Source organism: Pedobacter jaeyakensis (assembly GCF_054461315.1).
This window is the reverse complement of the sequence record NZ_CM136921.1, coordinates 3,348,479-3,362,134: the sequence shown is the minus strand read 5'-3', so window position 1 is coordinate 3,362,134 and position 13,656 is coordinate 3,348,479. Positions and strand designations below refer to the sequence as shown.

The window sequence follows — 13,656 nt, the reverse complement described above, 5'->3', positions numbered from 1 at the left end:
CAAAAGTATCAAAAATATCAGAAAAAATCCTGTAAGAAGTACTCCTGGGTGTTACAATATATAGATGAATAGATATTGAGGTCTTTAATATTGGTTTGCAATCTGCGCTTCATGTGGATTATTGGAGCGGTTACTTTAATATTAAGCAGCTTACTGATATTTTTATCGCCGTTAATTGCCCATATTTTTTGTTCACCGTTTACGATGTCGATTTGGTAATGGTCTTTTATGGTTTTAAACAGTGAAACATTTTCCAGTTTTTTGGAGGTAAACCTGGGCAGATTGATGTCGGTCATGTAAGTTTCTTCGTATAGAACGGGTATGCGCTCAATTTGCCTTAGTCTGCTGAAAAAGATGCAGCCTTTGTCCAACTCAACCGGATTCAACTCGTAAAAAAAATCTAATGGCCAGTTCTGTTTAACCTGTGGCTGGAGAATAAGGGTGTTTAGGTTATAATCTCCAACCCCCGCGGTAACCCCGGCAAAGGACAAAATACCCAGCCCCTTTTTTGGCTCGCTAACGATGCTTCCTTTCCCGTGTTTTCTGATGATATAGCCCATATTGATGAGACCAGATAAGGCCTGCCTGATGGTTACACGGGTGGTGCTATAAGTTTTACACAAATCATTCTCAGAGGGAAGGAGCGCTCCTTTTTTATAAGTTCCGTTATCAATGGCTGTTTTTAGGTCGTCTATTACTTTCTTATAAATGGGAATGGTTTCTTTTCTGAGCATGAGGGTTTATTTATACAGGCAAACAAATATAAAATATTTCTGGAGTTTTAGACTTGTGTATACAAGTGTGATCTTCTATATTTGATCATGAAATCTTATAAGTTAAACAGGCTCTTTAATAGTCGCTCTGGTAATTGTTTTGACGTTGCGATCGACCATGGTTTTTTTAATGAATACCCATTTCTTAGTGGGATAGAAAATATAGAACATGCGGTTAAAACTTTAGTAGATGCCGCTCCAGATGCCATTCAACTTACTGTTGGTCAAGCCCAATATTTGCAATCGATTCCTGGACGGGAAAAACCATCATTAGTTTTACGCACAGATGTTGCAAACGTATATGGTAAGGAGCTGCCTGTAAAATTATTTAGCAGGATGATTGAGCAGCCAGTAGAACAGGCCGTGCGACTGGACGCTACCTGCGTGGTTGTTAATTTGTTTAGCATACCCGATGAGCCGGAAGTGATGGATCAGTGTATTCAGAATATTTTAAAAATAAAGCCTTTGTGCGACAGATACAGCATGCCATTAATGATTGAACCATTGGTTTTTCAGTTAAACAGCACTGCGGGTGGATATATGGTTGATGGCAACCCAAATAAGATCATTCCACTGGTAAGGCAAGGTGTAGAACTTGGTGCAGACATTATAAAGGCCGATCCAACCAACGATGTGAACGATTACCATCGTATTGTTGAAATTGCCGGTAATGTTCCAGTATTAGTTAGGGGCGGTGGGAAAGCGGAAGACCGGGAGATACTGGAGAGAACTTTCGGATTGATGCAGCAAGGTGTGAAAGGTATTGTTTATGGAAGAAATGTTATCCAGCACCATAATCCTGCGGGCATGACGAAGGCATTGATGGCAATTGTGCACGAAGGCGCAGGTGTTGACGATGCGCTGAAGTTTATCTAGTTTAGTAGAAAAGTTATACCAAATATAAATCATGAATACATTGAATGTGGGCATCATAGGTGGTGGACTTATGGGCAAAGAAGCTGCGAGTGCTTTTGGTCGCTGGTTTGCCTTGAACGATTTCCCTGTGACTGTTGAATTAAGGGCGGTATGTGATCTAAATGAGCGGGTACTGGATTGGTATAGAAATGTACCTACTGTTACTTTGTTGACGACTGATTATAAAGAACTTTTAGCTGATCCTGCTATTGATGTGGTGTATGTTGCTCTGCCGCATAATTTGCATAAAGATTACTATATTGAAGTGTTGGAGGCAGGTAAAGATTTATTGGCAGAAAAGCCATTTGGTATTGATTTTGAAGCTGCGGAAGAGATTAGGGTGGCTGCGCTGAAATTAGGAAGATTTGTGAGGTGTAGTTCGGAAATGCCATTTTTACCTGGTCCGCAAAGGCTAATGGCTGAAGTAAATTCAGGAAAACTGGGAGAGGTTATTGAGGTAAAGGCTGGTTTTTTGCATTCCAGTGATTTGGACCGTTCAAAGCCCATAAACTGGAAAAGACAAAATAGATTTTGCGGGGAAATTGGCGTTATGGGGGATTTGGGAATGCATGTATTGCATATTCCACTAAGGATGGGCTGGAAGCCCCATTCGGTCTATGCACAGTTGCAAAAAATCATTACCGAACGTCCGGATGGAAAAGGAGGCATCGCGCTTTGCGATACCTGGAATAATGCCACATTGAGTACGCTCACGCGAATTGAAGGCAAGGAAGTACCGATGACGTTGGAGATGAAAAGAATTGCCCCAGGAGAGACCAATACCTGGTTTATCGAAATCATGGGAACTGAGGGTGGCGTTAAGTACAGTACAAAGGATACTAAGACATTGTGGACTTTCAGAATTAATGAAGGGGAGCAGCTATGGCAAAGAACGGATCTTGGATTCAAGGGAGTCGTGTTTCCAACAGTTACGGGAGGGATATTTGAACCAGGGTTTGCCGACTGTTTTATGCAAATGCTTGCTGCATATTTTGCTGAGCGTGAGGGTAAGTTAGCTGGTAAATTTGGATGTGTGACCCCTCAGGAGGCCGTTGATAGTCACGCGGTATTTGCTGCCGCCTTAATGTCTCAGACACACAATACCGTTGAAGAAATACATTATAACCAAATTGAAAGCGTATGAAAAGGTCTGAAATTAACAAAGCGATAGGGGATGCGAGCAGCTTCTTCAAAAAGAACAGCTGGACACTGCCACCCAACCCAAGATGGGACGTAACAGATTTTGGACTGGGAAGGTTTACCAGCTGCGGTTTGGTTTTGGTAAATCTGGCAGAGGAGGACGAATATTGTGAAAAAGTGATGTATGCTACAAAGAACCAGGTTACCCCGATTCACACCCATCAGAAAAAAAAGGAAGATATCATATGCCGCACTGGCGTGCTGATTGTACAACTATGGGCATTTGACCCGGAAGTGAAAAAGACGAAGGGAAGGTTTAATGTGAAAATTAACGGTCAAAATTGCCTGATCACCTCTGGTGAGAAGATTACATTACAGGCAGGGAACAGGGTGACGATTGAGCCAGGGATCTGGCATGAATTCTATTCACAATCTCCAGAGTGTATTATTGGTGAAGTATCAACCGCAAACGACGACGTAAACGATAATTTTTTCTCCAATAAGCAAGTTGGGCGTTATACTGAAATTATTGAAGATGAGCTCCTTATTGTGAAATTACTTAGCGAGGATTAAGTGATGAGAGATGGGATACTGGTGGGTGGAAATTGGATCATTGATCAGGTAAAGATTATTGATGCGTTTCCAGAAGAAGAAAAATTGGTGAGTATTTATTCTGAATGTATCAGTAATGGCGGCTCAGCCTATAATATTTTAAAGGGACTGGTAAAACTGAAGGCAGAATTTCCGCTTAGCGGATTGGGATTGGTAGGAGACGACGAACGTGGTGATTATATCATTAATGAGTGTACAGAATTAGGGATCGATACTACGCAAATTAGGAAGATACTATCTGCATATACTTCATATACAGATGTGATGACTGTTAAATCAACCGGTAAGCGAACTTTTTTTCATCAAAGAGGAGCAAATGCATTACTTGATATTGATCACTTTGACTTCTCCATTTCCAACGCGAAAGTTTTTCATTTGGGATATTTGTTGTTGCTTGATAAATTAGACACTCTGGAACCCAATGGCTTGACACGTGCCGGCAGGGTACTCAAACGCGCAAGGGAAGCGGGGTTCATTACCTCAGTTGATGTAGTAAGTGAACATTCGGACCGGTTTAGTTTGTTGATTCCTCCTGCATTGCCATACATTGATTATCTATTTGTAAATGAATTTGAGGCAGGGATGATTGCAGGAATTCATACTTGTGTAAATGGTATTGTCATAATGGAAAAGTGCAGGGAGGCTGCAGAGTTGATTTTAGAAAAAGGCGTTAATCAATGGGTGATTGTACACTTTCCAACTGGTGTGATTGCAGTGAGTAAAGCAGGAAAATTCGCTTACCAGCCGAGCGTAAACGTGCCGAATGAAATGGTGATGGGCGCCGTTGGAGCAGGTGATGCATTCGCTGCAGGTGTACTATTGGGAGTACATGACGAGCAGCCTATTGAAAAATGCCTTAGTTTGGGCGTATGTGCTGCAGCATCCAGCTTGTTTGCCTCTACTTCTTCAGATGGAATCCTTTCTTCTACAGAATGCCTTTTTCTTTCAAAAAAGTACGGCTATCGAGAAGATATTGTCTCTTAATTGCTGAATACACCGTTTTTGGCCATGTCGCTCAATAAGGTCTTGGTAAAAGTGCTGGCCAATTGATAAGGACTATCTGGGTTGATCGTTTTGGTTTGTGCAGAATAAAGCAACTTGTCTGAACCTAAATTATACACTGTTCCCTCTAAGACAAACTGGTTTTTATCAGTATAATATCCTGGCCTGTAAATCATCGAATACATGTTGTGATAATATCCCCAAAAGCGATAAGGGTTTGGTCCATAACTTATATATCCGGGACGGTAATCCGACTCTTTTGTTTTTTTGAGTAAGGCAATGGTGAAGGTTCCATCGAAATTCTGTTCTTTTAATTTCTGAAGTGTCGTTTTCTCGTCCATGTTTTTAAATGCGTCGACACCATATTGCGCAATTGAAGATCCCGCATCTATCCCTTGAGCTCGAAGGGTTTGCACCATAATGTTTTCCATATTCTCCCGTAACTTTTTGTCTTTATCGCTCATCATCGCAATCACCAATATTTTGTTGTTTTTTTTGATTTTGCCCTCTGGTGCAGCGTAAGAAGTTAATAATTTGGTGTTGCTACAGGAGGCTACACTGAACAGAGTGATAACGAAGAACAGTTTTATGAGGTTGGCTTTCATGACGAATTCATTTATGTTTACACAATTTACGAAATATTAGATCAGTTATTATCAGGGCTGGATTTATTTGATAAAAAGCCTACAATTGGCTGTTAACAAAAGAAGCCCGGGTTTAGCCGGGCTTCTTTCAAGTTGAGGTTTTTTATTATTGCGCCACCTGATCTCTCAGTGACTTGATTTGATCATGTGAAGTTCTTAGATCAGCCTTCTGGTCTGTAATTAGTGACCTCAAGTCAGCAGACAATCCTTCGGTCTCTAATGCCATTTTATAAGCTTTCTGTGCGGCATCTTCTCCAAATTCACAGTTATTTAATATTGTTTCTCTATCGTGACCAGTGAATACAGCTTTTACGTCCATCCAGGCTCTGTAGATCTTTCCTGATGTAGTCGTGCTTGTTTCAGCATCTGCTCCTAATACTTGAACTTCTTGAGCCAATGCAGCTTTGTGCGTATGGCTCTGGCCAATCATTTCTACAAATAGTGATTTTAGATCACTGTCTTCTGCCTGTAGTTCTTCAATTGCTTTTTGATAACCAACAACTCTGTCATTGTTGATTTGAATTAAGTCGTTTAAGATTTCTTTGTTTACGCTTGTATTTTCCATAATAATTAGCTTTGATGTATATCAAGAACAAGTCCTTTTTGGAAAAGTTTTAGTTAATTCTTTATTTAACAATCACACCACAGCCTACCCTCGGTCCGGAGTTACCTGTTGGCTGAGTCGTATAATCATCGATGCCACCGTGCACAATAATCCCTCTGCCAATGATATTTTTTACATCTCCGTCGGCAATACTCCATCTATCAGTTGTTACAGAAATGCTTCCGTGACCTTTACTATCAAGCTGAATGTTTCCGATATCGCCAGAATGGTAGGCTGCAGATCCCCATTTTCCGTGTGCTTCTTTGGTAGGGTTCCAGTGGCCATGTGCATTTTCGCCCATATTGCCACAGTCGCCATGCTCGTGGAAATGTACCGCAACACTGCTATCGGCCTTTGCAGGAAAATTAATTTCCAAATCCATTTTAATCATTCCGTTTTCCAGTGCAAAAAATTTAGCTTCGCCAATTTCCTTGCTATCAGCAGTTGAGGACAGTTTAGCGCTGGCAACTTGTGTTTCACCGGTGTTTTTGCAGGCTCCAATGACTGTAGCCATAATTAATAGTGTAAATACCCAATACTTTTTCATGTTATTTTTTGTTATTAGTGATTATGTTTGTAAAACAAAACCATATCCATTAAGTTTTATATGGTTGAATTCAAGACACTATGAGAATGGGACTTCGCACTAAATTAACTTGCTTTTTAATAATTATTACAGGTATTTCTGTTTACGCACAAGAGGGTTACTGGCAACAGAAACTGAGTTACGATATTGCGGTGAAGCTGGACGACAAGAATAAGACACTGGAAGGAAACGAACAGATCGTTTATAAAAATAACTCGCCTTCCACTTTAAATTTCATTTGGTTTCACATTTGGCCCAATGCCTATAAGCAAAAGTCGACCGCTCTTTTTCAACAGATATTAAATGATACCTCCAGGAGAGAAAAGCTAGGTAAAGTCGAGTACGGGAATATTAGCGGACTAAACTTTAAAGTTGGTGGCAAGGTTACGACGACTGAGGCGCATCCAAATCCTCAATATATCGATATCATTAAGGTTAATCTTCCGGAGGCATTAAAGCCTGGCGATTCGGTAACCATTAGCACAGATTTCAAAGTTAAGTTGCCCTCTTACTTTTCGAGATCTGGTTTTGCAGACGGAGAGTTTATGGCTTGCCAATGGTATCCAAAACCGGCGGTATTTGACAAAGATGGCTGGCATGAGTTTCCTTATCTGGATATGGGAGAATTTTATAGTGAATATGCTTCCTATAAAGTTGACATCACTGTGCCAAGCGCCTACGTGGTTGGTGCAACAGGAACGCTACAAACCGCTTCAGAACTAGCGCAATACAAAACCATTGGCGCTAAAAATGTAGCCAATAGAAATGCTGTACCCAGTATGTATGTTCCAAAAGATAAGAATGGTACCAAAACGCTGACTTATAAAATTGATAACGTTCCTGATTTTGCATGGTTTGCGGATAAAGGATTTGTGATACAATATGATACACTTAAGCTGGCATCTGGAAAAGTTATTGATGCCTTTAATTATTATCACTATAAAAAAGGTACGCTTTGGAATAACAGCATCGATTATACAAAGGACGCGGTAAGAAAATACAGCGGCTGGATTGGTGAATATGAATACCCGGTAGTGCAAGTTGTAGAAGGACCGAAGAATAATGATAGTGGAGGTATGGAGTATCCAACGATCACATTAATTACCAGTCCGGATGCAAAAATCCAGACACTTGATGAAGTGATTACCCATGAAGTAGGTCACAATTGGTTTATGAGTATGCTTGGCAGTAATGAAAGAGAACATACCTGGCAGGATGAAGGTCTTAATTCTTATTTTGAATTTCGTTATATGGCGGAGAAATATCGGTATAATTCTGCCTTTGGAGACCATATTCCTGTAGAAGTACAGGCACTGCCGGCGAACGAGTTTCTTGCTCGCATTTATGGTTCAATTATAGAAATTCCCATGGAGGCTGCTATAGAAACGCCGTCTGATAAATTTGCTACTTCAGAAGAATATGGCTTAGTTTCTTACATTAAAACAGCTCTTTGGCTTTATTTGCTGGAAAGTCAGGTGGGAACGGAGAAAATGGACAAGGCCTTTAAATTATATTTTGATACCTGGAAAAACAAACATCCACAGCCGGCCGACTTGAAAGCTTCCTTTGAAAAATCTATGGGACTAAACCTGACGAAGTACTTTAATCTGCTTCAGGTAAAAGGAAAGTTCAAGTAGTTTACGCTGTCAGCGTGTACTTAAACAAGTCGCTTCAAGGCCATGATGTACCCGAGGTGCATACCTTCATGAAACGGAAGAAAATTGAGTGCATCATTAATGTTGTTCATCTCAACTCCATATCTTGTGGCCCAGGATGTATAACTTTCGAATTTATTGTCCAGCAAATCAGCTTCTAGTCTCACTAATGAGCTCAATAACAAATTTTTAATTTCTAGGATCTGTATTTCATCAAGGTGGCCTTCGGGCTTACTACCAGGTTTAAAAGCTGCATAGAAGTGTTCTGGAATAACCGTTGGCAATCCAGCACGGAGATAACAAACTCCCTGTTCGGCGGCCACCATGTGTGCGACATTCCAAATGATGTTATTGTTATAGCATTCAGGAATTTTATTGAATTGCTCTGGACTTAACCCATCAATCGTATTTAGGGTAAAAGTTCTGATCTTTTTTAAGGATTCAATTTGCGGAAATCTAGAATTGTCCATTGATTTTTGGATTTAATATGGAATTTGCAATAAATGTGTTAAAAAACCCGAATATAAAGAAATTAGACTTGGTTGTTAGCTGAAAAATTTAGACTGTTTTCGTACTTTTGCACAAAATTTCAGAAATGACCGGGAAGTATAGTAAGTCAGATAAAAATGTTGATGTAGTATTGATAGGGGCAGGTATTATGAGCGCAACCTTGGGTGTGCTACTAAAGGAACTGCAACCAGATTTGACCATTGAAATCTTTGAACGACTAGATGTAGCAGCTGCTGAAAGTTCTGATGCCTGGAATAATGCGGGCACTGGTCACTCGGCTTTTTGTGAATTGAATTATACGCCAGAAGGTCCTAATGGAACGGTAGATGCTAAGAAAGCGATTTCGATAGCAGAATCATTTGAAGTATCAAAGCAGTTCTGGTCATTTTTGGTAAAGAAAGGACTGGTTGATCAACCCGAAACATTCATCAAGAGCATTCCGCATATGAGTTTTGTTTGGGGTAAGGATAACGTTAAGTTTTTAAATACCCGGTTTAAAAGTTTAACGAAGTGTGTCTTGTTTAAGGAAATGGCCTACTCTGAGGATCCAAAACAATTGGAAGAGTGGATGCCTTTAGTGATGGCTGATCGTGATCCTAAAGAAAAGGTTGCTGCAACAAGAATGGCATTAGGAACTGATGTGAACTTCGGTTCATTAACCAGGATGATGTTCAATCAATTAAAAAAATCTTCGACTGTGAATCTTCACTTTGATCACGAAGTAAGGAAACTTAAACAGAAAGACGGTTTATGGGAGGTAAAAGTAAAGAATGAGTCCACTGGAGATAAGCGCGTAGTGAAAGCTAAGTTTGTCTTTATTGGTGCAGGTGGTGGATCACTTCCCTTGCTGGAAAAATCAAACATTCCAGAAGGTAAGGGCTTTGGTGGATTTCCAGTTAGCGGACAATGGCTGAAGTGCGTTAACCCCGAAGTGATTGAAAAACACAACGCTAAAGTATATGGGAAAGCCTCAGTTGGCGCTCCACCAATGTCGGTTCCTCATTTGGATACCAGAATGATTGATGGAAAAAGGGCATTGCTGTTTGGACCGTACGCTGGGTTTTCAACCAGGTTCCTAAAGCATGGTTCTTTGCTGGATTTGCCACTGTCTATTAAGGTGAACAACATCAGGCCTATGATCGCTGCCGGCCTGGACAACTTACAGCTAACCAAATATTTAATTGACCAGGTGCGCCAGTCGCCAGAAGACCGTTTGCAGGCCTTGCGCGAATATCTTCCTTCTGCTAAAATGGAAGATTGGGAGTTGGAAACTGCCGGACAAAGAGTTCAGGTAATCAAGAAGGACGAGAAGCAAGGGGGAATATTAGAGTTTGGTACAGAGGTCGTAACAGCTGCTGATGGAAGTATCGCTGCATTATTAGGAGCTTCGCCTGGAGCTTCAACAGCCGTTTCTATCATGATCACACTGATGGAACGTTGCTTTGCAAACCGGATTAATACTCAGGAATGGCAGGAAAAACTTAAAGAAATGATCCCATCGTACGGGCAATGTTTAAGTAAAGACGATTCGTTGACACAACAAATTAGAAACGAGACGAGCGCTACTTTAAAACTTCAGACCGTTTAAGGTTAAGATTTATCTGATATGTTGGCTGTAAGTTAGTTAGATTGCTTTATTGGCATACCTATTGAAGGATATGCACGATAAGTTTTCAACATAAACCATAACAATGCCACGCTGGTCTAAAATAACACTCAAAATATTTGGAATCCTTACAGGGTTAATCCTTCTCATTTTTGTTGCCGCTGCTATTTATGTCAACGCGAATAAGAAGAAGCTTTTGGTTTCGGTAACTTCAGAACTCAATAAAAATCTTAAGGGGAAGTTGACTATAGGTAGCATGGATCCTACTTTCCTGAAAGGTTTTCCTGGTGTTTCTTTGAAATTAAATGATGTGATTTTGCGGGATAGTTTATGGAGTGTGCACCATCATTCTCTACTGGACGCAAAGGACCTTGATGTATCTGTGAATACGCTGGCCTTGCTTACAGGTACGGTTGAAATCCAAAAAATTGGAATCAATAATGCGGTGATTTATATATATACTGATAGCAATGGCTATAGTAATACCGCTATTTTAAAAAGCAAAAAAAAGGAATCCAAAGAGCAGGATAAAGATTCAGAGTCCCCAGCTGAAATCAGAAAATTCTCATTGAATAACGTTGCATTTGTATTGGATAATAAAAAGGGTAATAAGCTTTTTGAGTTTGTAATCAATGACCTTAAAGGAGATATAGATTATTCCTGGTCGGACTGGAAAGCAGATGTTAAACTTAATATGTTAGTTAAAAGTCTCGCTTTTAATTCAAAAAGAGGAAGCTTTATCAAGGACAAAATACTGAATGGTCCATTCAAAATTAGTTATAGTGACAAGTCTGGTATTATAGCGGTTAGCCCAAACAAATTAAATATTGGTACTGATCCTTTTGTGATAGGCGCTAAGTTTGACCTTTCTAAAGAAAACACTGACTTTTCTATACAAATTCAGGCAAATCAGATTAAGTGGCGCAACGCCTCTGCCTTGCTTGCGCCAAACATTAGGTCGAGATTGGATATGTTTAATCTGGATGCGCCAATAGATGTTACCTGCACCATTGCCGGGAACATGGGCCCTGGGGGAGATCCGGAAATTAACGTTAAGGCTTTGGTGAAGGACAACGTGCTGACCACACCGGGTGGCGTAGTAAAGGATTGCAACTTTACTGGTATTTTTACCAACAATTATGAAAAGGGTAAAGGGCATACTGACCAAAATTCTGCAGTTAAATTATTCGGATTTAAAGGAGCCTACGAGAAAATTCCCTTTTCTATAGATACGGCCTCTATCAATAATCTCGACAAGCCCATCGCTACAGGTGTATTTAGGTCTAACTTCGATATCGCCAATTTAAACAATGTATTGGGGGACGACTTGCTTCGGTTTACTAATGGTAAGGCAAATGTAAAATTGGCTTACCGTGCTGATATTGTTGACTTTAAGTTAGCAAGGCCATTTGTGACCGGGATTATAGATATTAAGGATGCAGATGTAAATTATGTGCCAAGAAAATTAAAATTCACGAAAACCAATATTTCGCTAAACTTTACAGATAATGATCTTTTCATCAAGAATATCCGTTTGCAAAGCGGTAAAAGCATTGTATACATGGACGGTGTGGTACTCAATTTTCTAAATCTGTATTATACAGCTCCGGAGAAAATTTTACTAACATGGACAATTAGAAGTCCGCAGTTACATTTGGGTGAATTCTTTGGTTTTTTAGGGTCGAGGCAAATCAGCAGAAAGGCAAAGCCTAAAAGTGTTAATTTTTCTGACGATCTCAATATGGTATTTGAAAAAAGTCAGGTTGATATGCACCTTGCGGTAGACAAGGTTTACTACAATAAATTTTTGGCAACTGATGCGAAGGCGGATTTATTGCTCACAGAAAGGGGAATCGCGATCAGGAACGTGAGTGTTAAACATGGTGGAGGCTCACTCAAATTAAATGGAACTGTTAGTCAGCAAGGTTCGGTGAATAAATTTGCAGTGAATACCGCGATAGCGAATGTTGACATCAAACATTTTTTTTATGCTTTTGATGATTTCGGACTTACTTCCCTGACTTCCAAAAACCTGAAAGGCTATTTATTTGCCAAGGCTAATTTAAGTGGTAACATTAGCAATCAGGGGAAATTGGTTTCAAATTCCCTTTTTGGAGGTATTGCGTTTGACTTAAAGCAAGGCGCATTGTTAAACTTCGATCCGGTTAAAAGTGTTGGAAAGTTCGCGTTCCCATTTCGTGATCTTGACAATATTACCTTTAATAACTTGAACGGTAAATTTGACATCAGGGGACCTAAGATCACGATCAACCCCATGCAAATTAATACCAGTGTATTAAACATGGATGTTGCAGGCGTTTATTCCATGACTACCGGAACGAATATCGCAGTGGATGTACCCTTAAGAAATCCGAAAAAGGATGAAGAAATAACGGATAAACAGGAGATTAAAGAACGGAGAATGAAGGGAATAGTTCTTCATCTATTGGCTACAGATGGTGAAGATGGTAAGATCAAAATTAAACTTAACCGAAATAGGGATAAAACAAAATAGGGTGCGGGATTTATTTTTTGCGTAATTTTGGTGATACAATAGTGAATACCAAAGTTAATGACCAAACCAATATTAATCCTAAAACTAGGGTCTGCTTCTATAACAACAAATGGTGAAATTGATGAAGTAATTATCGCGGATATTACCAAGCAGGTTTCCCAACTTGCCCCAGCTTATCATATTATACTTGTGTCTTCCGGCGCGGTAGCAGCGGGTAAAAAATATATTAAGAATTATAAAGGTAAGATAAGTGAGCGAAAGGCTGCAGCTTCAATTGGTAACCCTTTGTTGCTTGGAACCTATTCCAGGCATTTCTCTCCCTATAATATAGCCATTGCTCAAAGCTTATGCGAGCGGCAGCATTTCTCTAACAGGAAGCAGTTTTTACAACTAAAAGAAACCTACGAAGAACTTTGGAAAAATGGGATTATCCCCATCGCCAACGAAAATGATGTAGTAAGTGATTTGGAACTGAAGTTTTCCGATAATGATGAGCTCGCAACTTTGCTTGGAGTTGGTTTTGGTGCCTCGTTGATTCTGCTGGGCACTTCCGTTCCCGGTGTTCTGGATAAAAATGGCGCGGTTATCCCACAAATTGATCTGATTAATAATGATGTTTTCTCTTTAGCTACAAGGAATACCTCTGATGTAGGCTTAGGTGGGATGACTTCTAAGCTTACCTTTGCTAATCTAGCAGCAACAATGGGCATTAAAGTAGTCATTTTTGGCGCCAGGGTGGTTGATGGAATTTTAAATGCTGTAGCAGGAAAAGCGGGCACTGTTTGTATGCCAAAGGACTGTTCTATATCAGCCCGGAACAAATGGTTGGGCAGTGGTAGCTTGGTAACCGGCAGACTGATGATTGACCAGGGCGCTTGCGAAGCGATACGCAAAAGAAAAAGCCTGCTGGCAGTGGGTGTCAAGTCGGTTGAAGCCTCATTCAATGCTTCGGAGATATTTGAGCTGATTGATGAAGAAGGGAACATAGTTGCAGTTGCGAAATCCAAAATACCATCTTCTGAAGTGAGCAAAGATGCTAAACAGCATAACCTGGAAATTGCCAATGCCAATGATATAGTCGTTTTATAATACTT

13 protein-coding genes are annotated in these 13,656 nt (G+C 40.1%); 8 read left to right on the top strand and 5 right to left on the bottom strand.

Annotation, left to right across the window (positions count from 1 at the left end; all coding sequences use genetic code 11):
* Window positions 1-17: 17 nt before the first annotated feature.
* Window positions 18-734: a GntR family transcriptional regulator gene (locus ACXZ1K_RS15010; RefSeq protein ID WP_458970488.1), complete on the bottom strand. Its 717-nt coding sequence runs from the start codon at window positions 732-734 to the stop codon at window positions 18-20.
* An 87-nt stretch (window positions 735-821) separates the two neighbouring features.
* Between ACXZ1K_RS15010 and ACXZ1K_RS15005 the strand changes: the two genes are divergently transcribed.
* From ACXZ1K_RS15005 to ACXZ1K_RS14990, 4 genes are read left to right on the top strand one after another with little or no spacing between them, the layout of a single operon-like run.
* A complete protein-coding gene (locus ACXZ1K_RS15005; protein ID WP_458970487.1) occupies window positions 822-1,649 on the top strand; it encodes a class I fructose-bisphosphate aldolase in 828 nt (275 codons plus the stop codon).
* Between the two features lie 31 nt (window positions 1,650-1,680).
* Window positions 1,681-2,832 carry a Gfo/Idh/MocA family protein gene (locus tag ACXZ1K_RS15000; RefSeq protein WP_458970486.1) on the top strand — a complete coding sequence of 384 codons (1,152 nt, stop codon included), beginning with the start codon at window positions 1,681-1,683 and terminating at the stop codon, window positions 2,830-2,832.
* Entirely contained in the window at window positions 2,829-3,401 is a 573-nt protein-coding gene (locus ACXZ1K_RS14995) for a D-lyxose/D-mannose family sugar isomerase (protein ID WP_458970485.1), read from the top strand. Before ACXZ1K_RS15000 ends, ACXZ1K_RS14995 begins: the two co-directional genes overlap by 4 nt.
* A gap of 3 nt (window positions 3,402-3,404) precedes the next feature.
* Window positions 3,405-4,424 carry a carbohydrate kinase family protein gene (locus ACXZ1K_RS14990; RefSeq protein ID WP_458970484.1) on the top strand — a complete coding sequence of 340 codons (1,020 nt, stop codon included), beginning with the start codon at window positions 3,405-3,407 and terminating at the stop codon, window positions 4,422-4,424.
* On the opposite strand, the gene ACXZ1K_RS14985 is transcribed toward ACXZ1K_RS14990, so the two are convergent.
* From ACXZ1K_RS14985 to ACXZ1K_RS14975, 3 genes are all read right to left on the bottom strand, one after another.
* A complete protein-coding gene (locus tag ACXZ1K_RS14985; protein ID WP_458970483.1) occupies window positions 4,421-5,047 on the bottom strand; it encodes a hypothetical protein in 627 nt (208 codons plus the stop codon). The genes ACXZ1K_RS14990 and ACXZ1K_RS14985 overlap by 4 nt on opposite strands.
* A 145-nt stretch (window positions 5,048-5,192) precedes the next feature.
* Window positions 5,193-5,651, bottom strand: a complete 459-nt coding sequence (locus ACXZ1K_RS14980; RefSeq protein ID WP_458970482.1) for a ferritin-like domain-containing protein — start codon at window positions 5,649-5,651, stop codon at window positions 5,193-5,195.
* Window positions 5,652-5,712: 61 nt separating this feature from the next.
* Window positions 5,713-6,237 (bottom strand): superoxide dismutase family protein, encoded by a 525-nt coding sequence (locus tag ACXZ1K_RS14975; RefSeq protein ID WP_458970481.1) that lies wholly within the window; start codon window positions 6,235-6,237, stop codon window positions 5,713-5,715.
* An 86-nt stretch (window positions 6,238-6,323) separates the two neighbouring features.
* On the opposite strand from ACXZ1K_RS14975, the gene ACXZ1K_RS14970 reads away from it, so the two are divergent.
* Entirely contained in the window at window positions 6,324-7,913 is a 1,590-nt protein-coding gene (locus ACXZ1K_RS14970; protein ID WP_458970480.1) for a M1 family metallopeptidase, read from the top strand.
* A 20-nt stretch (window positions 7,914-7,933) separates the two neighbouring features.
* Here ACXZ1K_RS14970 and ACXZ1K_RS14965 read toward each other — a convergent pair whose 3' ends face one another.
* Window positions 7,934-8,401 (bottom strand): DinB family protein, encoded by a 468-nt coding sequence (locus ACXZ1K_RS14965; protein WP_458970479.1) that lies wholly within the window; start codon window positions 8,399-8,401, stop codon window positions 7,934-7,936.
* Between the two features lie 107 nt (window positions 8,402-8,508).
* Here ACXZ1K_RS14965 and ACXZ1K_RS14960 point away from each other — a divergent pair, with 107 nt between their 5' ends.
* The 3 genes from ACXZ1K_RS14960 (at window position 8,509) to proB (ending at window position 13,651) form a co-directional block, all read left to right on the top strand.
* Window positions 8,509-10,029 carry a malate:quinone oxidoreductase gene (locus ACXZ1K_RS14960; RefSeq protein ID WP_458970478.1) on the top strand — a complete coding sequence of 507 codons (1,521 nt, stop codon included), beginning with the start codon at window positions 8,509-8,511 and terminating at the stop codon, window positions 10,027-10,029.
* A gap of 103 nt (window positions 10,030-10,132) precedes the next feature.
* On the top strand, window positions 10,133-12,562 hold the full coding sequence (locus tag ACXZ1K_RS14955) for an AsmA family protein (protein WP_458970477.1): 2,430 nt from the start codon (window positions 10,133-10,135) through the stop codon (window positions 12,560-12,562).
* A 57-nt stretch (window positions 12,563-12,619) separates the two neighbouring features.
* Complete coding sequence (gene proB, locus ACXZ1K_RS14950) at window positions 12,620-13,651, top strand: glutamate 5-kinase (RefSeq protein ID WP_458970476.1); 1,032 nt, start codon at window positions 12,620-12,622, stop codon at window positions 13,649-13,651.
* Window positions 13,652-13,656 lie beyond the last annotated feature (5 nt).